This is a genomic window from Aeromonas sp. Lyrl_2 (genome assembly GCF_051948815.1).
GTDB lineage: Bacteria > Pseudomonadota > Gammaproteobacteria > Enterobacterales > Aeromonadaceae > Aeromonas > Aeromonas veronii.
The window spans coordinates 154,542-179,276 of the sequence record NZ_JAYJLJ010000004.1 but is presented as its reverse complement, the minus strand read 5'-3'; the positions used below and the strand labels follow the sequence as shown (position 1 = coordinate 179,276).

The window sequence follows — 24,735 nt, the reverse complement described above, 5'->3', positions numbered from 1 at the left end:
TCGGGGTAGCTCAGGCCCCGAGGCGGGCCAGCAGCCAGCTGCGAATGTCGTCGAGCTGCGGACGGCAGATCTCATGACGCATCGGGTACTCGTGCCACTCGGGGGCGAGTCCGGCGCTTTCCAGCCGGTTCTTGGCATCCCAACCGAGCGACAGGCTCACCACATCGTCGTAGATGCCGTGCATGTAGCAGATGGGCAGGGCGCGAGCAGCCTCGCTCATCTCGCCGAGCAATTTGTCGGGGGCTGCCAGATAGGTGGACATGCAGAGCAGGCCCGCCAGCGTTGCCTGATAGCGCAGCGCGGTGAAGGAGGCAATCACCCCGCCCTGAGAGAAACCTGCCAGCACGATATGCTCGGGGGCAAACCCGTCGGCCACCAGCTGACCGAGCAATGCGGCAATCTGGTCGGCCGATTCCCGCACATGGGGCTCCACGGCCCGCTCGGCGGGATCCTCGAAGCTCTTGATGTCGTACCAGCCGCGCATCTTGTAGCCCATGTTGATAGTGATGGGGCGCTCGGGGGCATCCGGCAGCAGGTGACGCACCGGTAGCTCGGCGGGCAGATCCAGCGCGTCTACCAGCGGGGCGAGACCGGCGCCGGAATCACCCAGCCCATGCAGCCAGATCACCGCGTGACTGGCGCCCTGCGGGTGCAGGTCGATCATGGGAACACCACCTCTTCGCCCGCCTGAGCGGTGCAGGATTGGCTCAGCAGCGCCTTGAGCTCGTGGCCGAAGCGGTTGTCGATCCAGATGTCACCCTGCAGTTCGAAGTGGAAGCCGTTCTCGCGGGTGGCGACCCAAATCTGGTGCAGTGGCTCCTGCTTGTTGATGATGACCTTGGTCTTGTTCTCGAAAGAGAGGGTCAATACGCCACCGTTGCGTTCGCAGTCGATATCCGGATACCCCTCGTCGAGCGTGTCTTCCACATATTGGAAAAAGGCGTCGGTCAGGGCGTGATACTCGTGATCCTTCATCGGTTTATCCTGTTGCTTTTAACAATGTGAGTGCGATTATAGAGGGCCAAAAATTTTTTCGCAGCGAACCATTATGATCACCCAGTTCACCAAGTGTCTGCTTGCCACTCTTCTGTCCCTCGGATTGGCCGCGTGCGGTCTGAAGGGGCCGCTCTATATGCCGCCCCCCGAGCAGCCACAGAGCCAGAGTACACCGCAAGCAGCACCGCCTGCGATCACTGAGGCTGCCACCGAGGCCGCGCCGCACTAATGCCGCACCCATTCTAGGAAGGAACCGCCCCCTTGGATCACTTTAACTACGACGCCGACGGCCAGCTTCAGGCCGAGCAAACCTCGCTGCAACAGCTTGCCGAGCAGTACGGTACCCCGCTTTACGTCTACTCCCGTGCGACCCTCGAGCGCCACTGGCACGCCTTCGACAAGGCTGCTGGCGATATTCCCCATCTGATCTGCTATGCGGTGAAGGCCAACTCCAATCTGGCGCTGCTCAACCTGCTGGCCCGTCTGGGCTCGGGGTTTGACATCGTCTCCGGTGGCGAGCTGTCGCGGGTTCTTGCGGCGGGCGGTGATCCGGCCAAGGTGGTCTTTTCAGGCGTGGCCAAGAGTGAAGCGGAGATGCGCCTGGCGCTGGATAAAGAGATCCTCTGCTTCAATCTGGAGTCGGAGGCCGAGCTGGAGCGCCTCAATCGGGTGGCGGGCAGTATGGGCAAGAAGGCTCGCGTCTCGGTTCGGGTCAATCCGGATATCGATGCCGGTACTCACCCCTATATCTCCACTGGCCTCAAGCAGAACAAGTTCGGCATTCCCATCGAGCTGGCGCCAGCCATCTATCGCAAGGCGGCCGCGATGGCGAACATCGAGATCGTCGGGGTAGATTGCCATATCGGCTCGCAACTCACTGAATTGAATCCCTTTATGGAAGCGGCTGACAAGTTGCTGCGGCTGATCGACGGTCTGGCTGCAGAAGGCATTCATATCCACCATCTGGACGTGGGGGGCGGCCTTGGGGTCAACTACGGTTCCGAGCAGCCACCCCATCCGACCGAGTATGCCGAAGCGCTCAAGCAGAAGCTGGCGGGCCGGGATCTGACCCTGCTGTTCGAGCCGGGCCGTGCCATCGTCGCCAATGCCGGTGTGCTGCTGACCCGGGTCGAGTACCTGAAGCCGGGCGAGACCCGCAACTTCGCGCTGATCGATGCCGGCATGAACGACATGCTGCGCCCCTCGCTCTACGGCGCCTGGATGAACATCATCGAAGTGGATAGTCGTGCCGGCCATGCTCCCGCGCTCTATGACGTGGTGGGCCCGGTGTGCGAGACCGGTGACTTCCTCGGCAAGGAGCGCACCCTGGCGATTGCCGAGGGGTCGCTGCTGGCGGTGCGTTCGGCCGGTGCCTACGGCTTTACCATGTCATCCAACTACAACACCCGTCCGCGGGCAGCCGAAGTGCTGGTGGATGGTGCCGAGGCGCACCTGATCCGCGAGCGTGAGCAGTTGGCCGATCTCTGGCGCGGTGAGCACCTGCTGCCCTGATGCAGTAGATAGAGACGACAGAATTTTACAGCCCTGACAGCACAGGAATGCACGATGTGGATAGATTGTTCCAGGATGCATGGGGCTTTGGACAACGACTTCATGGCGCTTGGCGACCCTTGGTTCGGTGAATTTTTACAGCCCTAACAGCACAGGAATGCACGATGTTGATAGATTTTTCCAAGATGCATGGCTTGGGCAACGACTTCATGGTGGTGGATGGCGTCACCCAGAAGGTATTTTTCAGCAATGACGTCATCAAGAAGCTGGCAGATCGCCACTTCGGGATCGGCTTTGACCAGCTGCTGCTGGTGGAGCCGCCCTATGACCCTGAACTCGACTTTCACTATCGCATTTTCAATGCCGATGGCAGCGAGGTGGAGCAGTGCGGCAACGGCGCCCGCTGTTTTGCCCGTTTCGTGCGTCTCAAGGGGCTGATCAACCGGGATCGCATCGCGGTCAGCACAGCCCGGGGTCGCATCGTGTTGCAGCTGGAGGGGGAGAACCAGGTCACGGTCAACATGGGGGTGCCCCAGTTTGAGCCGGGCAAGATCCCGTTCCGGGCCCAGAAGGCAGAGAAAACCTATCTGCTGCGGGCGCAGGAGCATACCGTGATGTGTGGTGTGGTCTCCATGGGCAATCCCCACTGCGTCATCGAGGTGCCTTCGGTCGCCGATGCACCGGTCGAGACGCTCGGTGCCATCATGGAGCGCCACGAGCGTTTTCCCGAGCGGGTCAACGTCGGCTTCATGGAGATGGTCAATGCTACCGAGATCAAACTGCGTGTATTCGAGCGGGGCTGTGGCGAGACCCTGGCCTGCGGCACCGGTGCCTGTGCGGCGGCGGTGATTGGCATCAGTCAGGGCAAGCTCAAGGAGCGGGTCACCGTCAGTCTGCCGGGCGGCAAGCTGACCATCGCCTGGAAGGGGCCGGGCCAGCCGGTCTACATGACAGGCCCCGCCGAGCATGTGTTTGACGGCCAGATAGAGGTTTAGCCGATAAAGGTTCAGGTACGGGGGGCGCTGGCCCCCTTTGCCCATGATGTCGGGGCAGCAAGCCCCATTTCTCTGATGGATCAACCAATTTATGAGCGAACTCAAACGGCAGGAGCAATCGGTGGATGAAGCCACTGTGCTGGAGTACCTGGCCCGTTATCCCGAGTTTTTCCAACGCCATGCCGCCGTGCTGGACCGGATCCGCATTCCCCATGAACGCAAAGGGTCGGTCTCGCTGGTTGAGCGCCAGCTGGAGCGGCAGCGCGAGCGGATCGAACAGCTGGAGCAGGAGATCACCGAATTGATGGGGATCGCCAGCGAGAACGAACGGATCTTCCGGGTCTATGCCGATCTCTACGGCGAGCTGTACGGTTGCCAGACCCTGTTCGAAGTGAGTGCCGTGATGGGCAAGGCCTTTGTCCAGCGGCTGCGCCTGACCGGGCTGCGGCTCTGGCTCAATCCCAAGAAGTTTGCCCTGAGCGGGCCCGAGCAGCGTTTTCTGGCGCAGGGCAAGCAGCTCGAATCCCTGCTGGGTCAGCGTTTGCCGGGGCAGGATTACTACTTTGGCCGCCTGAGCCAGAGCGAGAAGCAGGCGCTGTTTGGCCACGATGTGCTGGTCAACTCGGTGGCCCTGATGCGGCTCGGCGATCTCGGTGTGCTGGCCTTCGCCAGCTCGGATCCCGGCCACTTTACTCCCCACAACGACACCCTGCTGCTGGGCCAACTGGGGCGCCTGCTGCAACTGCGTCTGCCCGAGTTGACTCATGGCTAGAACACCGGCCAAGGCGCCTGCCAAAGCACCCGTCATCGCACCGCCACTGCCTGCGGCACTGGCGGACGAGCTGGCGGCCTTTATCGAATACCTGAGGGTCGAGCGTCAGCTCAGCCCTCATACCCGCAATAACTATCAAGCCCATCTGGAGGCGATGACCGCCGAGCTGGTGACGCTGGGTCTGGCTGACTGGGGCCTACTCGAGGCGAGTCAGGTGCGTACTCTGGTGACCAGGATGCACAAGGTGGGCCTTGCTCCTCGTTCCCTTGCCACCAAGCTCTCTGCCCTGCGCAGCTTTTGCGACTGGCAGGTGCGGCAGGGGCGGCTGACCGCCAATCCGGCCCGCGGCATCGTCACTCCAAAACAGGGACGACCGCTGCCGAAAAACCTCGATGTGGACGAGATGTACCAGCTGCTCAATATCACCGACGAGCAGGATCCGCTGGCGGTGCGGGATCGCGCCATCATGGAGCTGATGTACTCCTCAGGGCTGCGCCTTGCCGAGCTGGTGGGGATCAATCTGGTGGATCTGAAGCTCGATGACCGTCAGCTCAAGGTGACCGGCAAGGGCTCGCGGGAGCGGGTGCTGCCGATCGGCCGGATGGCGGTCGAGTGGCTGCAGAAATGGCTCAAGGTGCGCCCGCTGCTGGCCGGGGACGAGAGCGAGGCGCTGTTTGTCTCCAGCCGCAAGCAGCGGCTGTCGGCCCGCTCGGTGCAGGCCCGCCTCGATGGCTGGGGCAACAAGCAGGCGCTCAACGCCCACGTCCATCCCCACAAGCTGCGCCACAGCTTTGCCACCCATATGCTGGAGTCCTCCGGCGATCTGCGGGCGGTGCAGGAGCTGCTGGGACACGCCGATCTCTCCACCACCCAGATCTATACCCACCTCGACTTTCAGCATCTGGCCAAGGTTTACGACAGCGCCCACCCAAGGGCCAAGCGTGACCCGGATGCGCAGGACGATGAATAACGGGCCCCGAGTCCCGTTGCAGAGGAGAGTCCATGCACTTCTATCGCCGCTGGCAGCCGGTTGCTGCCATCTCGTTTGACCTCGATGACACCCTCTATGATAACGGCCCCGCCATCGTGCGCGCCGAGCAGTGGATGCTGAGCCATCTGCGCAGCGAATATCTGGCCACCGCCATGCTCGACAAGCCGCGCTGGCTGGAACTCAAGCGCAGTGTGCTGAACAGCTCCCCCGAGCTGCGCCACGATGTCAGCCTGGCGCGCCAGCAGACCATCCGCGCCGCCATGGTCGCGGGGGGCATGGCTGACCAGCAGGCCAGCCGCGAGGCGGAGCAGGTGTTTGCTGCGTTTCTGGCAGAGCGCTCGAAGATCGAGGTGAGCGAGTCAACCCATCGGCTGCTGGCCAGACTGGCCGAGCGCTACCCGCTGGTGGTCATCACCAACGGCAATCTGGATCTGGCGCAGGCAGGGCTTGAGCCCTATTTCACTCTGGTCTGCAAGGCGGGGGCGGGCGCCAGAATGAAACCGGCGCCGGATATGTTTGAGCAGACTCGTAGCGCCCTCAAGCTGCCAGCGGAGCGGATCCTCCATGTGGGGGATCATCCCGAGACCGATGTGCTGGGGGCCCGCTTGCACGGCTTTCGCGCCGCCTGGCTCAACGAGCGGCAGCAACCGTGGCAACAGCTGCAACTGTTGCCGGACGTGGAGCTGACGGCGCTGGAGGAGCTGGCCGAGCTGCTGCTCTGATGGCGCTGGCGGGTGGCTATGCTCAGGCGGCAATGGCTGTCAGCGAATAGCGATGTATGGCAAGGGGTTACGACCGCTATTTGCGGCAAACCAGCCCGAGCAGGGTGTAGCGGTCGCGCTGGTTGACGCGACAGTAACTGATGCCGACGGGCAGCGCCTGCTGCAGGGTGATGGCGCTGTTCTGATAGCGGCAGACCAGATAGAGGGGGCTCAGGCTGCTATCGAGCTGGCTCCAGTAGTGGATCTCGTCGTTGTCGCCATTATCCGGTTTGAGCTGGGCCAGCTCGGCTGGATCACCGTCGAACAGGGCCAGATTATCGAGCCGGTGGCTGAGGGTTTCGTCCGGTTTGCCATCGTCATCGCGGGTGAACGCCTGCCAGCCCTGCTGCGGGGTTAGCAACTGCTGGCGAGTCTCGATGGTGGCAGGGCAATCAAATTGCAGGCTGGCGGCAAGGGCCAGGGTGGTCAGTAACATGGCCGCGGTTCTCTCTTCACGTCCTCACTATCGCGCCATGTTACGTCATCTTCCACCGAACAGCTTCATCAGTTTATCAAGCAGATCAAGCTGTTGTGGTGGCTGTTTCATGGCTTCCGCCTCCCGCTCCAGCAGCGCCCGCTGCTCCTGCTGGCGGGCGCTCAGCACCCGATAGAGAGGCTCGACCAGCGCCTCGCGCTGCATCACCAGCTCCTGAAACATTGCCTGATTGATGCGATAGGTTTCGACGGTGGCTACCGCCCGTACCGTGAAGGAGCTGGGCTCCCCGGTGAGCAGGCTCAGTTCGCCAAAGAAGTCTCCCGCGTTGAGCGTACCAAGCTTCAGCTCTCGCCCTTCGACATTGACCACCATCTCGGCCTCCCCTTTGACCAGCACGAACAGCCAGCTGGAGACGTCCCCCTGCTCCAGCATGATGTCGCCGCTGACGAAGGGAGCAAACTTCACCTGATCGGCCAGCTGAAGCAGCTCATTCTCCTGCAACATGGCAAACAGCGGCAGCTTGCGCAGGGTATCGGTTCGTTCGGCGGTGTGGCGCTTGTGGCGGGCATCCAGATGCTGCTTCTCCTTGGCCATAAAGACGTTGAAGATCGGCGGGGTGAGGCGGCGATCGTTGCGGCGCAGGGCGGCATCGATCAGGCTGCGCACCATGGAGTCGGTCGGATCGTCGCGAGCCAGGTCGGTCAGCCAGTAGCGCACTGCATAGCGGGCAATCCCACCCTCGACATTCATCAACAGGCAGTCCGGTTGCGGATGCTTGGCGACGCAGGGGAGCTTGGTCTCCCGCAGGGATTTCTCGATCAGCGCGATGATCTGGGTCGGCAGGGTATCCAGGGTCAGATCGAACCAGACCCAGCGCCGCCACTGCAAGGGTTCGCCACGGCGGCGCCCGAGCACGGTGAAGCGCTGTTTGAGCAGGTGGCTGTTGGGGATGACGACTGTCTCCCAGTTGCGGGTCTCGATGGTGGTGGCACGCCAGTTGATCTCTACCACCCGGCCCTGGGTGGTGTCGACTTGCAGCCAGTCACCGATGGCGATGGAGTTGTCGAGCTGAATGGAGACCCCGGCCAGCAGGTTGCCCAGGGTGTCCTGCATGGCGAAGGCGATGACCGCAGTGATTACCGCGGAGGTAGTGACTATCTCCCCGAGCGCCATGCCGGAGGCGTAGAGGCGAAACAGACCCCAGCCGATATAGCCGATGGTGATGACGATATCGGCGATGATCCGCGGGATCCGCACATGGCAGAGGGGGAGCAGAAACTCGAACAGCAGGATCCCCCATATCTTGACCAGTATCAGGCCGGCCAAGAGGGTGGAGATCTCGATCAGCAATTGATGGGGCAGCGGCAGTTTGAACCAGCCCCCTTCCAGCTGGATCAGCAGGATCACCACCGCGCTTATCATCACGAAACTGAGCTCGGAGAGCAGCTCCCGTCGCTGTCCCGGACGGCGCCAGAAGTGGAGCAGCATCAGGGAGAGGGTGAGCAGGGTCCAGAACGGGTGTTCGCCAATCCAGATCAGCGTCGGTAGCGCGGTGAGGTTTTCGCCAGCCATAGCAGCACCTTATTGTGGTTTTATTTCCAGCATAGCTGCTGCGGCGCGGGGAAATGGTGCGTTGGGGCGGCAATTTATTTATCCTGTGCAGAACCGGGCAAAGGAGTGCGATTGAGTGAAATTTTCAAAGAAAATCATCTGTTTGATGGCTCTGTTTCCATTGGCTGGCTGCGACCTGCTGGCCGAGAAGTATCGGGTCGAATTCCGGGATGGCTCCTGGCGTGAAATAGCCATTACCCCCTTCTCCAGCGAGGCGCGCTGGCGTGAGGGGTGTGCCACCGGCGAGGTGCTGAGCGACATGAAGGTGCCCATCAAGCGGGGTGACACGGTCAATGGCCGCGAGCAGCTGCTGATCGGCGGCGAGAAGTTCGAGCTGGATGACAACAACCTCTACCGCAGCAACGGCATGGTGTTTGGTCATTCGCCTGACCATATCCAGCGCGGGCTCAAGGGGATGGATATCTGTCGCACCTTGCGCCCCGAGCGAGGTGGACTGCCCAAGCTCAAGGCGCGCGGGTTTGGCGACTGAATCGATGAGGGATTAACTCGCTGCCATCAATGCACAACGCTGGCGGCAGGCATCGCCAAAGGCTTGAAAGATCTTGATGGAGTGGGGGTTTTCATTGGCTTTCCACTCCGGATGCCACTGCACTGCCAGCAAAAAGGGTGACAGTGCGGGAGCATGAAGTGCCTCGATCAGCCCATCTTCGGCGTGGGCCAACGGCTCCAGACCCTTCCCCAACCGGTTGATGCCCTGCCCATGCAGGGAGTTGACCGGAATCTGTTCTTCCCCCATCAGTTCGGCAAACCAGCTGCCCGGCAGCAGTTTGATCTGATGGCTCGGCCCATACTGCTCGTCGACCGGATCGTCGGCATCCTCCCGGTGATCGTCATAACCCGGCTCGTTATAGACCTTCTGATGGATGTCTCCCCCCAGCGCCACGTTGATCTCCTGCATTCCGCGGCAGATACCGAGGATCGGCAAGCCACGGGCGAGCGCCCCCTTGATGAGGGGCAGATCGAACAGGTCGCGATCCCTGTCCTGCTGTTTCTCCGGCGTGAGGTTCTCCTGACCGTAGAGGGCCGGATCGATATTGGAACCGGCGCCGCTCAGATAGACCCCATCGGCGAGATCCAGATACTGCTCCAGATCGGCGGTGCCGCAGCAGGTGGGTACCAGCAGCGGGACGCAGCCGCTTATCTCCACCAGCGGCATGATGTATTTGTGGGTCATCACCTGATAGGCGTGGCCGTTGCGGGGCTGGGCGCCCATGGTCATCAGCACCACAGGTTTACGGGGAGCGGGAGGCTGGGGATTTGGCATAGGGCACCTTGATTATCCTTGGCGTTGAAGTCTCATCCTGCGCCTTGGGCAGGCCCTTGCAAACCGGCAGGGCAAGGGCATGCCTCAAGGCATGGTCATGGGATCCCGCGTCGGGCCGGGTGACAGAATCGTTGGTCAGCCTGGGCAGCGACAGCCTGGATCCTCTCTTCAGTCTGCCAAGGCCGTTCAATATGTCAAACAAAATGATACCAAATTGTTAACGCGTCTGTTTTGGTCTGCTCTGAAGCGATGATTTAACGGGGTTGTTGAGATGGGCCGTTATGGCTGGGGTAGCAAAATGGTGGATATATTAAACGCGCAGGGCTGGCGGGGGATGTGGAGAGGAAAAGGCATCAATAGAAGCACGCCTCCCCGAGGGGAGGCGTGTTTCGGGGATCACAGCAGGTCTTCGATCTCGCCGCGCAGATACTGGTACATCTCGCGATAGGCGACCGGCGGTTTGTTCAGCTCCCGCTCCTGGTTGGCGGAGCGGATCAGCTGGCGCAGCTTCTGGCGATCCAGCTCGTGGAACTGGGACATCAGCTCGTTGAGGGCGCTGTCACCTTCGGTGATCAGGCGCTCGCGCCACTGCTCCAGCCGATGCAGGCGTGCATTCACGGTGGAGTGACGGTTCTTGATGATGGAGAGCGCTTCGGCAATCGGCTCGATATCGCGGCTGCGCATCAGGCGGCCGATGAACTGCAGATGGCGACGGAAGGACTCATCCTTCTTCGGCTTCAGTTTGCGACCCAGCTCGACCGCTTCTGCAAGTTCTTCATCCAACGGGATTTTTTCCAGCTCGCTGTGGCTGAGGGAGACGATCTCTTCCCCCATTTTCTGCAATGCTTCGGCATCGCGCTTGAGCTGGCTCTTGCTGGGGCCCCAGTCTTCGAACTCGTTGTCGTCTTGATATTGACTCATCGGTCTCTTGATTCCTGTCATTCACGTTTGGCGGATATGTTACCAGCTTCTCCCGCTGGGCGCAGGGGTCTGATATGCTTACCCCCCTTTCCTTCTTTCATACAGATGTGAGTTATGGATCAGCAAGACCAAATCCGCCAGGATCAAGCCCATCTCGAGGCCGTGGTTGCCGAAGCCCTGGAGATAGCCAAAGGACTGGGCGCCTCGCTGGCCGAAGTCTCCATCAGCAAGCAGACCGGGTTGTCGGTGAACACCCGGGGTTGTGAACTGGAAAGCATTGAATTCAATAAGGATGGCGCCCTCGGCATCGCTGTCTATCGCGATGGTTGCAAGGGATCTTCCTCGACCACCGATCTGAGCAAACCCGCCATTCGTGCCGCCGTTGAAGCGGCCATCGAGATTGCCCGCCACACCTCGGCCGATGATTGCGCCGGTCTGGCGGACGCCGAGCTGCTGGCTTGGGATGCCCCCGACCTGCAACTGTGCCACCAAATCGAACTGGATCCCCAGCGCGGGATCGAGCTGGCTATCGAGTGCGAACGGCTGGCGCTTGGTCGCGATGCCCGCATCAAGCACTCCGACGGCGCCGGTTTCTCCAGCCATCTTGGCATCAAGGTCTATGGCAACAGCCACGGCTTCGTCAAAGGCTACGCGGCGTCGCGCAACTCTCTGAGCTGTGTGCTGATCGGCGAGCAGGATGGCGACATGCAGCGTGATTACGGCTACTCCTCCAGCCGTACCCTCGACGGGCTCTGGAGCCCGCAGCGCATTGCCGACGAAGCCGTTGAGCGTACCGTCTCCCGCCTCGGCGCCCGCAAGATCTCTACCCGCCATGCGCCTGTGCTGTTCCACCCAGACACAGCCTCCGGTCTGTGGGGCCATCTGGTGATGGCCATCAGCGGTGGCAACCTCTATCGCAAGTCGAGCTTCCTGCTCGACAAATTGGGCAAGCAGATCCTGCCAGAGTGGCTCACCATTCAGGAGTTCCCCCACCTGCTGGGCGGGCTCGCCAGTACCCCGTTCGATGGCGAAGGGGTGCGTACCCGCGACATGGATATCATCCGTAACGGCGAGCTGATGAGCTGGCTGCTTACCTCCTACTCTGCCCGCAAGCTGGGGCTGACCACTACGGGTCACGCAGGTGGCATCCACAACTGGCAGGTCTCCAATACCGGCCAGGATTTTCAGGGCATGCTGAAAGAGATGGGCACCGGTCTGCTGGTGACCGAGCTGATGGGGCAGGGGGTCAATATCGTCAATGGCGACTACTCCCGCGGCGCTGCCGGTTTCTGGGTTGAGAATGGCGAAATAGCCTATCCGGTCGAGGAGATCACCATCGCCGGCAATCTGGCCGAGATGTTCAGCCATATCGTGGCGGTGGGTCGTGACGAGGATGAGCGCTCCAGCCTCAAGACCGGCTCGGTGCTGGTAGAGAATATGAAGCTGGCGGGCCACTGATCCCGGTTTCAACAGAACCGAAACCATGAAAAAGGCCCCCTCGCCAACGCGAGGGGGCCTTTTTATCGGCCAGCGATCAGGGTGCTATCAGCCCTTGATGCGTTCGATGCGGCCACCCAGACCCTGCAGCTTCTGCTCGATGTCTTCGTAGCCACGGTCGATGTGATAGATACGGTCGACGATAGTGGAGCCTTCGGCCACGAAGCCGGCCAGCACCAGACTGGCGGAGGCGCGCAGATCGGTCGCCATCACCTGGGCTCCCTTGAGTTGCTCGGTGTCACGGCAGATGGCTACGTTGCCCTGCAGTTCGATGTCTGCGCCCATCCGTACCAGTTCGGGAACGTGCATGAAGCGGTTCTCGAAGATGGTCTCGGTGACCATGCCGGTGCCTTTGGCTACGGCGTTCAGCACAGTGAACTGTGCCTGCATGTCGGTCGGGAAGGCCGGGTAGGGGGCAGTCTTGATGGTGACCGGCTTGAGGGTGCGGCCAGTCATGTCGAGGGTGATCCAGTCTTCACCCTTCTCAATCAGGGCGCCAGCCTCTTCCAGCTTGACCAGTACCGCTTCCAGCAGGGTCGGGTCTGTCTTGCGGCAGGTGATCTTGCCGCCGGTGACCGCTGCGCCAACCAGGAAGGTTCCGGTTTCGATGCGGTCAGGCTGCACGCTGTAGTTGCCGCCGTGCAGACGCTCGACACCGTCGATGGTCAGGGTGTCGGTGCCCGCGCCCTGAATCTTGGCACCCAGGGTATTGAGGAAGTTGGCCAGATCGACCACTTCCGGCTCGCGCGCGGCGTTTTCGATCACGGTGCGGCCATCAGCCAGGGTGGCGGCCATCATCAGGTTTTCGGTACCGGTCACGGAGACCATATCCATCAGGATGTGGGCACCTTTCAGGCGACCATCGACACGGGCCTTGATGTAACCATCTTCGATGGTGATCTTGGCGCCCATCAGCTCCAGGCCGTGGACGTGCAGGTTGACCGGACGGGCACCGATGGCGCAGCCGCCGGGCAGGGAGACGTCAGCCGCGCCGAAACGGGCGGCCAGCGGACCCAGCGCCAGAATGGAGGCGCGCATGGTCTTCACCAGCTCGTAGGGAGCGACATGGTTGTTCACCGCACCGGTCAGCACGGTGACGTTGCCGTTGACCTTGGTGGTCGCGCCCAGCATCTCCAGCAGCTTGATGGTGGTGCCCACATCTTTCAGGCGCGGCACGTTGGAGAGGTGTACCTCTTCATCACAGAGCAGGGTCGCGAACAGGATCGGCAGGGCAGCGTTTTTGGCGCCGGAGATGGTCACTTCGCCGTTGAGAGTACAACGACCATCGATTTTGAATTTGTCCATTTTTACTTCGTTACCAAATCAGGAGGGCAATAGGAATTTACGTTCGCGTTTCCACTCGGCGTCGGTGAACGCCTTGATGGAGAGGGCGTGAATGGCGTTGCTGGCGATCTTGTCCATCAGCGGGGCATAGATGGCCTGCTGCTTCTTGACCCGGCTCATGCCGTCAAACATGTCACCGACGGCGATCACTTGGTAGTGACTACCGTCCCCTTTGACATGGACTTCGGACAATGGCAGAGCCTCAAGGAGTATCGCTTCAATTTCAGAGACTTGCATTATGCGTCCTCAGTTGTGAGCGGGGTTGACTGAAACAGCCCGGCCACCCCGTAGAGGTTGGCCAGGGTATAGAAATCACTGGAGGCGCCCACCAGTTGCGGTGTGGCGCCTCGCGCTAATACGGCTTTGGCCCATTTGACCAGCAGGGCCAGTCCGGCAGAGTCGAGGGTGGTGACGCCGCCGAGCTCGAGCTGGTCGTCCTGCCACCATTCGGCGCGGCGTTGCCACAGGTCATTGACCTGTGGCGCCTGCAGCTCACCGCTGAGAGTCATGGTTTGAGTACCAGCGGCTTGGCGTTGTGTTCGCGCAACTGGGCGATCACCGCATCGATGCCGTTCTGGCGGATCAAACCGCCGAGCTCGCTCTGCTTGGCGGAGAGCAGGCTGATCCCCTCGGCCACCATGTCAAAGGCTTTCCATTCGCCGGTCTTGTTGTTCTTGCGCAGCTTGAACTCGAGGAAGATGTCCGGCTTGCCGGCCTCTTTCACGCTGACGTTGACGGCGGTGATATTGCCGCTGGGAGCTTTGCCCGGCTCGACCTTGACGGTCTGCTTGTCAAAATGGGCCAGCGCATCTGCGTAGGAGCTCACCATGTACTCGGTGAACACCTCGACGAAGGCATTGCGCTGCGCTTCGGTGGTCTCTTTAATCTGGTTGCCAAGCACCTTGTAGGCGGCGAAGCGGTTGTCCACATAGGGCAGCAGCTCTTCGCGGATGATCACCCGCAGGTGATCCGGATTGCTTTTCACCTGGGCCTGATCGGCTTTCAGGCGGGCAAAGGTCTGCTTGGCAGCCTGATCCACCAGCGCGTTGGGGTCGGTGGCATCGACTGCGGCCTGGGCAGACAGGGAAAAGAGCATGCTGGTCATCAGACCCAGCAGCAGGGCGATTTTCTTGAACATGGTTACTCCTTCTTGCTGTCTGATTTGCTGTCGGAGGATTGGCTGTAGAGGAACTTGCCAATCAGATCTTCCAGCACGATGGCGGACTTGGTGTCTTCAATCAGGTCGCCATCCTTGAGCATCTCGGTGCCCATCTCCTCATCGCTGAAGCCGGGGGCCAGACCGATGTACTGCTCGCCGAGCAGACCGGAGGTGAGGATGGAGAGGGAGCTGGTATCGGCAAACTCGCCAGCGCTCTTTTGCATCATCAGGGTTACTTCGGGCACCTGGGTTTTCGGGTCCAGTACGATGTCGCTGACCCGACCAACCACCACGCCGCCGACCTTGACCGGCGAACGGACTTTCAGGCCGCCGATATTATCGAAATGCGCGCGCAGGGTATAGGTTTCTCCTTCCGGTTTGAAGCTCAAACCGGCCACTTGCAGGGCCAGTGCCAGAATGGCACCGATGCCAGCCAGCATGAAGGTGCCGACCAGGAATTCTACTTTGCTGAACTTCATCTTTACCTTATCCAAACATGACTGCAGTGAGTATAAAATCCAGGCCGAGCACGGCGAGGGATGAGTGGACCACGGTACGGGTCGTGGCCTGACTGATCCCGGCCGAGGTCGGCTTGGCATCATAGCCGTTAAAGAGCGCAATCCAGGTGACCACCAGGGCGAAAATCAGGCTCTTGATGGCGCCCTGCATGATGTCTTCATGCCAGTCGACGGAGGCCTGCATGGCAGACCAGAAGCCCCCTTCGTCCACGCCGAGCCAGTCCACACCGACCAGCTTGCCGCCGAAGATACCGATCAGGCTGAACATAAAGGCCAGCAGCGGCATGCTGATGACGCCAGCCCAGAAGCGGGGGGCCACCACCCGACGCAGCGGGTCGACCGCCATCATCTCGAGGCTTGAAAGCTGCTCGGTGGCCTTCATCAGGCCAATTTCAGCGGTCAGGGCCGAACCGGCACGGCCGGCAAACAGCAGTGCCGTGACCACAGGCCCCAGCTCCCGCAGCAGGGAGAGGGAGACCAGCGGTCCCAGGCTCTGCTCGGCGCCGAAATCCTTCAATACGTTGTAACCCTGCAGCGAGAGCACCATGCCGATGAACAGGCCGGAGACCAGAATGATGGCCACCGACTGTACGCCCACCACATACAACTGCTGGACAAGCAGCGGGAAGTGCTTGCGCGGCTCGGGTTTGCCCGCCAGCGCATGGAACAACATGATGGTGGCGCGACCAACGGAGCTGATAAACCGCACTCCGACCCGCCCCAGCTTGCTTATTTGACTTATTAACATCAGAGATCCTGTAGCAGATCGCCTGCCGGAAAATGAAACGGAACAGGACCATCGGGCAATCCTTTGAGGAACTGCTCGACTTCGGGATTGTGCTCCTCGCGCAGCTGGTCCGGCGTGCCGTGCGCCACCACCTTGCGATTGGCAATGATGTAGGCGTAATCGGCGATGCTCAGCACCTCTTTCACATCGTGGGTGACGATGACGGAGGTGATACCGAGGGCATCGTTCAGCTCCTTGATCAGCTTGACCAGCACCGCCATGGTGATGGGGTCCTGCCCGACGAACGGCTCGTCATACATGATGAGGTCGGGGTCAAGGGCGATGGCCCGAGCCAGCGCCGCCCGGCGCGCCATGCCGCCGGAGAGCTCGGAGGGCATCAGTTTCGCCGCGCCGCGCAAGCCCACCGCCTGCAGCTTCATCATGACGATGGTGTGGATCAGCTCCTCCGGCAGGCCGGAGTGCTCTCGCAGCGGGAAGGCCACGTTGTCGTAGACCGTCATGCCGGTAAACAGGGCGCCGCTCTGGAACAGCATGCTCATCCGCTTGCGCACTTCATAGAGGCGCGAGCGGGAGAGGGTGGGGATATCTTCCCCGTCAAACAGAATGTGACCGGACTCCGGTTTGAGCTGGCCACCGATCAGCCGCAGCAGGGTGGTTTTACCGATGCCGCTCGGGCCCATGACGGCGGTCACCTTGCCACGAGGAATGGTCAGGTTGATCCCGTCATACAACAGCCGATCTCCGTGACTGAAGGTCAGATCGGAGATGGTGATCAGGTCATTGTTCAAACAATTGTCCATCCGGTGTAAATGAGGTGCGAATTTTATGGGGTAGTCTAGGTCTAAGCAACAGCAAGGAACAACTATTGAACAGGCTGCAAGCCCATTTGCACGACAGTTTTCTGTAACAAAGTGCGTCATCGAGAGCGGGACTTGCCATCCGATTCGCTTATCCGGGCAGACTTTTTTATAATCCCGCAGCTAATTTCGGCCCGGAGCTGTGTCTTTATGTCTGTAAAGCCTGAGAAAGTGTCTGAACTGTTCGATTTTCGTCGCAGTGCCCGCGCGGTGCTGGACACAGAAAAGCAAGCCATTGATGGACTCTATCAGTATCTGAACGACGCCTTCGACAAGGCGTGCGAAATGGTGCTGCGCTGCGGTGGCAAGATAGTGGTCACCGGCATGGGCAAATCGGGCCATATCGGCAGCAAGATCGCCGCCACCCTCGCCAGCACCGGCACCCCGGCCTTCTTCCTTCACCCGGGGGAAGCGAGTCACGGCGATCTGGGGATGATCTCCAGTGGCGACCTTATCATCGCCATCTCCAACTCCGGTGAGAGCGACGAAATCCTGGCTCTGCTGCCGGTACTCAAGCGCCGCGGCATACCGCTCATCTGCATGACCGGTAATCCCGCCTCCACCATGGCCAAAGAGGCCAATGTGCACCTGTGCATCAAGGTGGAGAAAGAGGCCTGCCCGCTGGGGCTGGCACCCACTTCCAGTACCACGGCAACCTTAGTCATGGGCGATGCCCTGGCGGTGGCCCTGCTGGAAGCGCGCGGTTTTACCGCCGATGACTTCGCCCTCTCTCACCCGGGCGGTTCCCTTGGCAAGCGTCTGTTGCTGCGGGTCGGCGACCTGATGCACAGCGGTGAGCTGTTGCCCCAGGTGGGGATAGATGCCACCATCAGCCAGGCGCTGCTGGAAGTGAGCCGCAAGGGGCTCGGTATGACGGCGGTGGTCGATGGCAATGGCCTGCTGGCCGGGCTCTTTACCGATGGCGACCTGCGCCGCATTCTTGACCAGCAGATCGATATCCATCACACCCCCATCAGCCGTGTGATGACGGCCAACTGTGTTACCGTAGGTCCAGAGATGATGGCTGCGGAAGCCGTCAAGCTGATGGAAACGAGAAAAATCAACGGATTACTGGTCGTAGATGGTGACAAGCGCCCGCTCGGCGCCTTCAACATGCACGACCTGCTGAAAGCCGGAGTAATTTGATGCAAAACGTACCGACCCTCTATGGTCCGGTGACGCGCAGCCAGTTCGACAAGGCGGCGCAAATCCGCCTGCTGGTGTGCGATGTGGACGGGGTGCTCTCCAACGGCCTCATCTACATGGGAAACAACGGCGAAGAGCTGAAAACCTTCTGTACCCGCGATGGTGCGGGCATGCGAGCGTTGCTCAATGCCGGGATCGAGATCGCCATCATCACCGGGCGCAACTCCCGTATCGTCAGCGATCGGATGAAAAGCCTGGGGGTGGCTCATGTGGTGCAGGGGGCTGATAAAAAGCTGCCTCACTTCGAAGCGCTGCTGGCCAAGCTGGGGTTGCCTGCTGAGCAGGCCGCCTATATGGGCGATGACACCATCGATCTGCCGGTGATGGCTGCTTGCGGTCTGGGTATCGCGGTAGCCGATGCCCATCCGCTGGTGCTGAGTCGTGCCGATATGGTGACCCGGCTTGGCGGTGGCATGGGCGCGGTGCGCGAGGTGTGTGACCTCATTTTGCAGGCGCAGGGCCATGACGATTATCAGCCCGAGGCTTCGGTATGAGCAGACAGACCCTGTTGTTTGCCCTGCTGTTTCTGGTCGCGCTGGTTGCCTGGCAGTTGGGCAAGGTTGAGCTGGTGCCTGAGAGCGCCGTCAAAATCGAAAACTATCAGCCGGATTTTGTCGCCAAAGATCTGGTGACCACCCGTTTTGATATCAACGGCAAGCGCACCGAGCGGCTGGAGTCGACCTACGCCGAGTATTATCAAATCCTCGAGCAGGCCACCTTCGACAAGCCGGTGGTCTACATGTATGACGATCAGGGTGCCGCCGAGTGGAAGGTGACCGCCGAAACCGGCGTGCTCAACACCGGCGACAATGTCATCCTGCGGGACAAGGTGCATCTGGATGGTCTGCTACCTACCTCTTTCATCTCCACACTGGATACTCCCTATCTGGAGCTGGATCTGGTGACACAGGATGTGCGCAGCAACCGGGAAGTGAACATTCTGGGTCGGGATTTCCAGACCCAAGGGGTTGGCCTCAAGGGCCATCTGGACCGCAAATATTTTGAGTTACTGGATCAAGGCCATGCCATCTATTTCAATGAAAAACGCTAATCTGGCCCTCGCAGCCCTGTTGTTGTGTGGTGCGGTGACCGCCAAAGAGTCCGACTTTGCCGAGAAGGTCTACGTCGATGCCGTCAAACAGGTGGCCGAGATGCAGGACAACCGCATCACCTTCGAAGAGGATGTGACCATCAATCAGGGCACCATCCGGATCAAGGCTGACAAGGTGGTAGTGACCCGCTCCGGCGAGAAAGGGGCCGAGGTGATGACTGCCTACGGCAAGCCCGCCACCTTCTTCCAGATCCTTGATAATGGCAAGCCGGTCAATGCCCACGGCAACACTATCCGCTACGAGCTGAAGAACCGGCTGGTGACCATCACCGGCAACGGTCAGCTCAAGCAGGAAGATAGCCAGGTCAATGGCGATCTGATTCGTTACGACATCGTCAAACAGAAGATGATCGCCGAGAGCAAGAGCCCGAGTCAGCGGGTTAAAACCGTGTTCCTGCCGGATCAGGTAGAGAATTTCGACAAGCCCGCCGACCAGAAGAAGCAGGGAAAATAAGCCATGGCAGTGTTGAAAGCAGTGGGCCTGCAGAAGAGCTACAAGCGCCGCATGGTGGTGAGTGACGTCAGCCTTGAAGTAGGCACCGGCCAGATCGTCGGCCTGCTCGGCCCCAACGGGGCGGGCAAGACCACCTCCTTCTACATGATCGTGGGGCTGGTACAGCGCGATGCAGGTCTCATCACCATCGACGATCAGGACATCAGCTTGCAGCCCATGCATGTGCGGGCGCGCAATGGCATCGGTTACCTGCCGCAGGAGGCCTCCATCTTCCGTCGCCTGTCGGTGTTCGACAACCTGATGGGGGTGATGCAGACCCGCAAGGGGTTGAGTCGCGAGGAGCGTGAGGACAAGGTTCAGCAACTGCTGGAAGAGTTCAACATCACCCACATTCGCGACAACCTGGGTCAGAGCCTCTCCGGCGGTGAGCGCCGTCGGGTCGAGATCGCCCGTGCGCTGGCGGCCGAGCCGCGTTTTATTCTGCTGGATGAACCCTTTGCAGGGGTTGACCCGATTTCTGTGATAGACATCAAGAAGATCATTCAGCATCTGAAAGATAGAGGCCTTGGCGTCTTGATTACCGACCACAACGTCAGAGAGACTCTGGACGTATGTGAGAAGGCCTATATCGTCAGCCACGGCAAGATGATTGCCGAAGGTGCACCGGCTGACATCCTTGCCGATGAGCAGGTCAAGCGCGTCTATTTGGGCGATCAATTCAGTCTATAGTAAGGGGGCATGCCTTCATTTCCTTTGACGAGTGCCTCGCTGAACATAAGGATATCCCGACGTAGATGAAGCCGACATTACAGTTGCGTCTCGGTCAGTCCCTGACCATGACGCCGCAATTACAACAAGCGATTCGTCTGCTCCAGCTCTCCACTCTGGAACTTCAGCAGGAAATTCAGCAAGCGCTCGAAAACAACCCTCTGCTGGAGCAGGAAGAGAGCGAGGCGCAAGAGACCAGTCCGGAAGCGTCGGTCGATGCCAGCCAGCTGGATTCCAGCGATGCCATGGCCCAGGAGCAGATGCCGGATGAGTTGCCGGTGGATACCACCTGGGACGAGGTTTACTCTGCCGGCACCGCCCAGAGCGCGGGCCCCATCCACGATGGGGAAGATAGCGTCTATCAGGGTGAAACCACCGAAAACCTGCAGGACTATCTGTTGTGGCAGATGCGACTCACACCGTTCAGCGATGTGGATGCAGCCATCGCGCTCGCCATCATCGATGCCATCGACGAATCCGGTTATCTGACCGTTGCGCTGGAGGATATCCAGGCTGCCGTTACCAGCGATGACGTAGAGGTGGAACTCGATGAGGTCGAGGCGGTACTCAAGCGGGTTCAGCACTTCGATCCGGTCGGCATTGCTGCCCGTTCTGTGCAGGAGTGTTTGCTGATCCAGCTGGATCAGTATGACCCGCAGACCCCCTGGCTCAACGAGGCCAAGGAGGTGATCCTCGAGCACATGGAGCTGCTCGGCAACCGGGATTACCGCACCCTCGCCCGCAAGACAAAACTCAAAGAGAGCGACCTCAAGGAGGTGCTGGATTTGATCCAGCTGCTGGAGCCGCGCCCCGGCAACGGCATCATCCAGAGCGACTCCCAGTACGTGATCCCCGACGTCTCAGTGGTCAAGAAGGGTAGCAAGTGGGTGGTCGAGCTCAATCCTGACTCCGCCCCCCGCATTCGGGTCAACGAGACCTACGCCGCCATGGCCCGCAACGCCCGCAGCAGCACCGACACCCAGTTTATTCGCTCCCATTTGCAGGAAGCCAAGTGGTTCATCAAGAGCTTGGAAAGTCGCAATGACACCCTGCTGAAAGTGGCCAGTTGCATTGTCGAGCAGCAACAGGGCTTTTTCGAGTATGGTGAAGAGGCGATGAAGCCGATGGTGCTCAATGACATCGCCGAAGCGGTAGAGATGCATGAGTCGACCATCTCCCGGGTGACGACCCAGAAGTTCATGCATACCCCCCGTGGTATCTTCGAATTGAAGTTTTTTTTCTCCAGCCATGTGAACACCGAAGGAGGAGGAGAGTGCTCATCGACCGCAATTCGCGCGCTCATCAAGAAGCTGGTCACGGCAGAGAATCCTGCCAAGCCGTTAAGTGATAGCAAGATCGCGGATTTGCTGGCCGAACAGGGTATTATGGTGGCGAGACGCACGATCGCTAAGTATCGCGAATCCTTGTTTATCCCACCTTCCAATCAGCGCAAACGCCTGGTTTAGGCAAACAAAAGGATGATGTTATGCAAATTAACCTGACCGGACACCATGTCGAGATCACCGAAGCTCTGCGTGATTATGTGAATAACAAATTTGCCAAACTCGAGCGTCACTTCGACCACATCAATAATGTTCATGTGGTGCTTAGCGTGGAAAAACTGAACCAGATAGCGGAAGCCAAATTGCACGTCAGCGGTGGCGAAGTGTTCGCCAACTCTGAACATGCCGATATGTATGCTGCGATAGACACCTTGCTCGACAAGCTGGACAGGCAGATCATCAAGCACAAAGATAAGTTAAATAAAAAATAACCATGCAACTTGAACACATACTGAGTCGGGACTGCACCAAGAGTGCAGTCCCTTGTACCAGCAAGAAACGCGCCCTCGAGATCATCAGCGAGCTGGCCGCCGAACGCCTTGGCACCTCCCGTCAGGCACTGTTCGAATGCTTGCTGGCCCGCGAAAAAATGGGTAGTACCGGGATCGGTGCCGGTATTGCGATCCCCCACGGTCGCATTGACGATGAGTTCCCGCCAACCGCGATCCTGATGACCTTTGCCGACCCTATTCCTTTCGACTCCATCGACAATCAACCGGTTGACCTGCTGTTTGCCTTGCTGGTGCCGGAAAGCGAGTGCAAGCAGCATCTCAAGACCCTTTCTCTGATGGCTTCCAAGCTGGGTGACAAGGCGGTTTGCCGCCAGTTGCGTCAGGCAACCAGCGACGAAGAGCTCTATCAGATCATGACCTCGGCCTGACAGCAGGCCAAGGATGAAACACCCGTTTTGGCGTGAGGGAACAAGATGCAGTTAATCGTGGTAAGTGGACGTTCGGGCTCCGGTAAAACGATAGCCCTGCGAGTGCTGGAAGATCTGGGTTACTACTGTGTGGACAACCTGCCGGTCAATCTGCTGCCCCAGCTGATCGTCTCGGTCGAGAGCCAGTATGACAAACTGGCGGTCAGCATCGATGTGCGCAACCTGCCGAGCGATCCGGAGAAACTGGAAAATCTGCTGGCACAGGTGCGCAATGAGGGGCGGGTAGAGTTCTCCAGCTTTTTCTTCGACGCCGACAACGGCACCCTGCTCAAGCGCTATGGCGAGAGCCGCCGTTTGCACCCCCTCTCACGCAACAAGCTGTCGCTGGATGAGGCGATTCGGGAGGAGACCCACCTGCTGGCGCCACTCTCCTCGACCGCTGACCTGCGTATCGACACCACCACCCTCAGCATTCACGACCTGAGCGAGCTCATCAAAACCCGGGTACTCGGCAAGAAAGAGAACGAGTTGGTGCTGGTGTTCGAGTCGTTCGGCTTCAAGTATGGCATTCCCAAGGATGCCGACTTCGTGTTCGATGCTCGCTTCCTGCCCAATCCACACTGGATCCCCGAGCTCAAGCCCTTCACCGGCAAGGATGAGCCGGTCGCCAACTACCTCTCGGCGCAGGCTGACGTGATGCTGTTTACCCAGCAGATCGAGAACATGCTGGTTACCTGGTTGCCCCATCTGGAGCGCAACAATCGCAGCTACCTCACGGTCGGCATCGGTTGCACCGGCGGTCAGCACCGCTCGGTCTTTATTGCAGAGCGGCTGGCCAGTGCATTCCGTTTGCTTGGCAAGAACGTGCAGATCCGCCACCGCACTCTCGACAAGAGTGCCCCCCAATCCTGACGGACCAATAGGACGACCCGATGACTGTTTCCGCCTCGGTTGAAGTGAAAAACAAGCTGGGTATTCATGCCAGACCAGCCATGATGCTGTTCGAGCTGGTGCAGGGTTTCGATGCCCACGTGCTGCTGCGCAATGAAGATGGTGTGGAGGCCGATGCTGACAGCATCATCGGCCTGCTGATGCTGGATTCCGCGCAAGGGCGGCAGGTGGAAGTACAGGTTGAGGGCCCTGAAGAGGTCGAGGCCCTGGCCGCCGTGGTGGAGCTGTTCACTTCCGGCTTCAACGAGGAGTAGTCACTCCTCGTTTTTGTTTTGATCCGCACTGCAGTGATCGGCTGTGTAATGATTTAGGATTTGCATCCTGGCAGCAGGAGATAGTCGACAATACATTGTTGCATCGCTGAATCCTAGTCTCGGTTAATTATCTCGTCAGTAATACAATCAGCCTCATGGCAAGCTTGCTGCTCTATAGCTGGAGCGGCGTCTTAGCTAGCCGATGCGGCGCTCGAGCTGGCCGTTCTCTGCTGATAGCGCAGATCTTCCTCTATGGTGACCACCACTTCCAGCGGCTTGCCGGAGCGGAATACCGAGATGGTCAGCTTGGTGCCGGGGCGGCTCTCGACAATCTTGTCCATGGCGCTGCGTACGCCACTGATGGCCTCTCCGTTGATCTTGAGCAGCACATCCCCTCGCAGCAGGCCACCTTTGGCCGCCGGGCCGTTGGGATCCAGACTCTCCACCACCAGACCACGCAGGGCGCCGAGGTTCATCATCCGCGCGACTATGGGGTTGATCTCGACGCTGGAGATCCCGAGGTAGCCGCGGATCACCCGGCCGTTGGCGATCAGCTCATCCATGATCCGTTTTGCCAGCCGGTAGGGGATGGCGAAGCTGATGCCGTAGCTCTCCTGATTGCCGTTGAGGTGATAGGTGGCGGTGTTGATCCCCACCAGATCGCCACGGCCGTTGACCAGCGCGCCACCCGAGTTGCCCTCGTTGATGGCGGCATCGGTCTGCAGCAGATCCTGACGGCCATTGCTGTCGGGCCCCATGCTGGAGAGGCCGGTACGGCCGGTCGCACTGATAATGCCCTGGGTGATGGTCTGGCCGACGTTGTAGGGGTTGCCGATGGCGAGCACCACATCCCCCACTTCTGGTAGCCGCTCGGGATCCTGTGGGATCACCGGCAGGTTGTCTGACTCGATATAGAGCACGGCGAGGTCGGTGAGCTGATCGGTGCCGACCAGCTCGGCACTGAAGACCCGGCCATCCTGCAACGCGACGATGATCTGGTCGGCATCGGCGATGACGTGGTAGTTGGTCAGCACATAGCCGCGCTGGTTCATGATGACGCCAGAACCCAGCCCTTGCGGGCGCAGTTCCCCCTGATTGCCCTGATTGGGGGCAAAGCTGCGGGTGTAGATGTTGACGACGGCAGGGCCTGCCCGATGGGCGGCATAGGAGAAACTCAGTTCACGGGCATTGGTGATGATGCCGGGCAGTTGGGCACCACCGCGAAAATGGGGAAACAGCAGCAACAGCAGCGCCGCGACGGTCAATCCAAAACCGACAGACTTGCCCAAGTAACTGACTAAAGGGGGGATTTTCATGTCATTCTCATCCGTACAGGCTGCGCGCAGAGAATAACACTATCGATGG

Annotated in this window: 32 protein-coding genes; 18 read left to right on the top strand and 14 right to left on the bottom strand. The window is 59.9% G+C overall.

Annotated elements, in window-relative coordinates:
• Positions 1–10: 10 nt before the first annotated feature.
• On the bottom strand, positions 11–664 hold the full coding sequence (locus tag VF684_RS05165; RefSeq protein ID WP_139440310.1) for an alpha/beta hydrolase: 654 nt from the start codon (positions 662–664) through the stop codon (positions 11–13).
• Entirely contained in the window at positions 661–975 is a 315-nt protein-coding gene (gene cyaY / locus VF684_RS05160) for an iron donor protein CyaY (protein WP_139440309.1), read from the bottom strand. The genes VF684_RS05165 and cyaY overlap by 4 nt, the downstream gene beginning before the upstream one ends.
• Positions 976–1,048: 73 nt before the next feature.
• Between cyaY and lptM the strand changes: the two genes are divergently transcribed.
• From lptM to VF684_RS05130, 6 genes are all read left to right on the top strand, one after another.
• Entirely contained in the window at positions 1,049–1,225 is a 177-nt protein-coding gene (gene lptM, locus VF684_RS05155) for an LPS translocon maturation chaperone LptM (protein ID WP_139440308.1), read from the top strand.
• Between the two features lie 32 nt (positions 1,226–1,257).
• The gene (gene lysA / locus VF684_RS05150; RefSeq protein WP_064335261.1) at positions 1,258–2,508 is read left to right on the top strand and encodes a diaminopimelate decarboxylase; all 1,251 of its coding nucleotides are present in this window, start codon (positions 1,258–1,260) and stop codon (positions 2,506–2,508) included.
• A 164-nt stretch (positions 2,509–2,672) separates the two neighbouring features.
• Entirely contained in the window at positions 2,673–3,503 is an 831-nt protein-coding gene (gene dapF, locus VF684_RS05145; RefSeq protein WP_005336371.1) for a diaminopimelate epimerase, read from the top strand.
• A gap of 91 nt (positions 3,504–3,594) precedes the next feature.
• Positions 3,595–4,275, top strand: a complete 681-nt coding sequence (locus VF684_RS05140) for a DUF484 family protein (protein ID WP_005336370.1) — start codon at positions 3,595–3,597, stop codon at positions 4,273–4,275.
• A complete protein-coding gene (gene xerC, locus VF684_RS05135; protein WP_139440307.1) occupies positions 4,268–5,245 on the top strand; it encodes a tyrosine recombinase XerC in 978 nt (325 codons plus the stop codon). Before VF684_RS05140 ends, xerC begins: the two co-directional genes overlap by 8 nt.
• A gap of 32 nt (positions 5,246–5,277) precedes the next feature.
• On the top strand, positions 5,278–5,988 hold the full coding sequence (locus VF684_RS05130) for an HAD-IA family hydrolase (RefSeq protein WP_139440306.1): 711 nt from the start codon (positions 5,278–5,280) through the stop codon (positions 5,986–5,988).
• 76 nt (positions 5,989–6,064) lie between these two features.
• Here VF684_RS05130 and VF684_RS05125 read toward each other — a convergent pair whose 3' ends face one another.
• Positions 6,065–6,463, bottom strand: a complete 399-nt coding sequence (locus VF684_RS05125; protein ID WP_139440305.1) for an STY0301 family protein — start codon at positions 6,461–6,463, stop codon at positions 6,065–6,067.
• A 45-nt stretch (positions 6,464–6,508) separates the two neighbouring features.
• A complete protein-coding gene (locus VF684_RS05120) occupies positions 6,509–8,035 on the bottom strand; it encodes a mechanosensitive ion channel family protein (RefSeq protein WP_139440304.1) in 1,527 nt (508 codons plus the stop codon).
• Between the two features lie 145 nt (positions 8,036–8,180).
• Here VF684_RS05120 and VF684_RS05115 point away from each other — a divergent pair, with 145 nt between their 5' ends.
• Positions 8,181–8,564 (top strand): hypothetical protein, encoded by a 384-nt coding sequence (locus VF684_RS05115; protein ID WP_088868371.1) that lies wholly within the window; start codon positions 8,181–8,183, stop codon positions 8,562–8,564.
• Positions 8,565–8,576: 12 nt separating this feature from the next.
• On the opposite strand, the gene VF684_RS05110 is transcribed toward VF684_RS05115, so the two are convergent.
• Both VF684_RS05110 and yjgA read right to left on the bottom strand, forming a co-directional pair.
• Complete coding sequence (locus VF684_RS05110) at positions 8,577–9,359, bottom strand: gamma-glutamyl-gamma-aminobutyrate hydrolase family protein (protein WP_076495568.1); 783 nt, start codon at positions 9,357–9,359, stop codon at positions 8,577–8,579.
• Positions 9,360–9,755: 396 nt separating this feature from the next.
• Positions 9,756–10,280 carry a ribosome biogenesis factor YjgA gene (yjgA, locus tag VF684_RS05105; protein WP_440173862.1) on the bottom strand — a complete coding sequence of 175 codons (525 nt, stop codon included), beginning with the start codon at positions 10,278–10,280 and terminating at the stop codon, positions 9,756–9,758.
• 114 nt (positions 10,281–10,394) lie between these two features.
• On the opposite strand from yjgA, the gene pmbA reads away from it, so the two are divergent.
• Entirely contained in the window at positions 10,395–11,738 is a 1,344-nt protein-coding gene (pmbA, locus tag VF684_RS05100) for a metalloprotease PmbA (protein ID WP_040068810.1), read from the top strand.
• Positions 11,739–11,825: 87 nt separating this feature from the next.
• Here the strand turns inward: pmbA and murA are convergent, their stop codons facing one another.
• Genes murA through mlaF form a run of 7 tightly spaced genes read right to left on the bottom strand, consistent with a single transcriptional unit; the run spans position 11,826 to position 16,346 of the window.
• Entirely contained in the window at positions 11,826–13,082 is a 1,257-nt protein-coding gene (gene murA, locus VF684_RS05095) for a UDP-N-acetylglucosamine 1-carboxyvinyltransferase (RefSeq protein ID WP_005336355.1), read from the bottom strand.
• A gap of 18 nt (positions 13,083–13,100) precedes the next feature.
• On the bottom strand, positions 13,101–13,358 hold the full coding sequence (gene ibaG, locus VF684_RS05090; protein ID WP_005306001.1) for a BolA family iron metabolism protein IbaG: 258 nt from the start codon (positions 13,356–13,358) through the stop codon (positions 13,101–13,103).
• Positions 13,358–13,630, bottom strand: coding sequence for an STAS domain-containing protein (locus VF684_RS05085; RefSeq protein ID WP_005336352.1), 273 nt, complete (start codon positions 13,628–13,630; stop codon positions 13,358–13,360). The genes ibaG and VF684_RS05085 overlap by 1 nt, the downstream gene beginning before the upstream one ends.
• Positions 13,627–14,259 carry an MlaC/ttg2D family ABC transporter substrate-binding protein gene (locus VF684_RS05080; protein ID WP_005336350.1) on the bottom strand — a complete coding sequence of 211 codons (633 nt, stop codon included), beginning with the start codon at positions 14,257–14,259 and terminating at the stop codon, positions 13,627–13,629. Before VF684_RS05080 ends, VF684_RS05085 begins: the two co-directional genes overlap by 4 nt.
• Before the next feature lie 2 nt (positions 14,260–14,261).
• Positions 14,262–14,759: an outer membrane lipid asymmetry maintenance protein MlaD gene (mlaD, locus tag VF684_RS05075; protein ID WP_005336348.1), complete on the bottom strand. Its 498-nt coding sequence runs from the start codon at positions 14,757–14,759 to the stop codon at positions 14,262–14,264.
• A gap of 7 nt (positions 14,760–14,766) precedes the next feature.
• Positions 14,767–15,546 (bottom strand): lipid asymmetry maintenance ABC transporter permease subunit MlaE, encoded by a 780-nt coding sequence (mlaE, locus tag VF684_RS05070; protein WP_005336345.1) that lies wholly within the window; start codon positions 15,544–15,546, stop codon positions 14,767–14,769.
• A complete protein-coding gene (gene mlaF, locus VF684_RS05065; protein ID WP_005336343.1) occupies positions 15,546–16,346 on the bottom strand; it encodes a phospholipid ABC transporter ATP-binding protein MlaF in 801 nt (266 codons plus the stop codon). The genes mlaE and mlaF overlap by 1 nt, the downstream gene beginning before the upstream one ends.
• Positions 16,347–16,553: 207 nt before the next feature.
• Here mlaF and VF684_RS05060 point away from each other — a divergent pair, with 207 nt between their 5' ends.
• The 10 genes from VF684_RS05060 (at position 16,554) to npr (ending at position 23,370) form a co-directional block, all read left to right on the top strand.
• Complete coding sequence (locus tag VF684_RS05060) at positions 16,554–17,549, top strand: KpsF/GutQ family sugar-phosphate isomerase (RefSeq protein ID WP_069527044.1); 996 nt, start codon at positions 16,554–16,556, stop codon at positions 17,547–17,549.
• Positions 17,549–18,103, top strand: coding sequence for a 3-deoxy-manno-octulosonate-8-phosphatase KdsC (gene kdsC / locus VF684_RS05055; RefSeq protein WP_139440303.1), 555 nt, complete (start codon positions 17,549–17,551; stop codon positions 18,101–18,103). Before VF684_RS05060 ends, kdsC begins: the two co-directional genes overlap by 1 nt.
• The gene (gene lptC / locus VF684_RS05050; RefSeq protein WP_005336338.1) at positions 18,100–18,660 is read left to right on the top strand and encodes an LPS export ABC transporter periplasmic protein LptC; all 561 of its coding nucleotides are present in this window, start codon (positions 18,100–18,102) and stop codon (positions 18,658–18,660) included. The genes kdsC and lptC overlap by 4 nt, the downstream gene beginning before the upstream one ends.
• A complete protein-coding gene (gene lptA, locus VF684_RS05045; protein WP_040068817.1) occupies positions 18,647–19,174 on the top strand; it encodes a lipopolysaccharide transport periplasmic protein LptA in 528 nt (175 codons plus the stop codon). Before lptC ends, lptA begins: the two co-directional genes overlap by 14 nt.
• 3 nt (positions 19,175–19,177) lie before the next feature.
• Entirely contained in the window at positions 19,178–19,903 is a 726-nt protein-coding gene (lptB, locus tag VF684_RS05040) for an LPS export ABC transporter ATP-binding protein (RefSeq protein WP_005336333.1), read from the top strand.
• Between the two features lie 65 nt (positions 19,904–19,968).
• Positions 19,969–21,408, top strand: coding sequence for an RNA polymerase factor sigma-54 (locus VF684_RS05035; protein WP_139440302.1), 1,440 nt, complete (start codon positions 19,969–19,971; stop codon positions 21,406–21,408).
• A gap of 20 nt (positions 21,409–21,428) precedes the next feature.
• Positions 21,429–21,716, top strand: a complete 288-nt coding sequence (gene hpf / locus VF684_RS05030; RefSeq protein ID WP_005336323.1) for a ribosome hibernation promoting factor — start codon at positions 21,429–21,431, stop codon at positions 21,714–21,716.
• A 2-nt stretch (positions 21,717–21,718) separates the two neighbouring features.
• Positions 21,719–22,165 (top strand): PTS IIA-like nitrogen regulatory protein PtsN, encoded by a 447-nt coding sequence (gene ptsN, locus VF684_RS05025; RefSeq protein ID WP_005336322.1) that lies wholly within the window; start codon positions 21,719–21,721, stop codon positions 22,163–22,165.
• A gap of 45 nt (positions 22,166–22,210) precedes the next feature.
• Positions 22,211–23,077, top strand: a complete 867-nt coding sequence (gene rapZ / locus VF684_RS05020) for an RNase adapter RapZ (protein WP_139440301.1) — start codon at positions 22,211–22,213, stop codon at positions 23,075–23,077.
• 20 nt (positions 23,078–23,097) lie between these two features.
• The gene (npr, locus tag VF684_RS05015; protein ID WP_005336318.1) at positions 23,098–23,370 is read left to right on the top strand and encodes a PTS phosphocarrier protein NPr; all 273 of its coding nucleotides are present in this window, start codon (positions 23,098–23,100) and stop codon (positions 23,368–23,370) included.
• A gap of 191 nt (positions 23,371–23,561) precedes the next feature.
• On the opposite strand, the gene degS is transcribed toward npr, so the two are convergent.
• Complete coding sequence (gene degS / locus VF684_RS05010) at positions 23,562–24,686, bottom strand: outer membrane-stress sensor serine endopeptidase DegS (RefSeq protein ID WP_440173859.1); 1,125 nt, start codon at positions 24,684–24,686, stop codon at positions 23,562–23,564.
• Between the last annotated feature and the right edge of the window lie 49 nt (positions 24,687–24,735).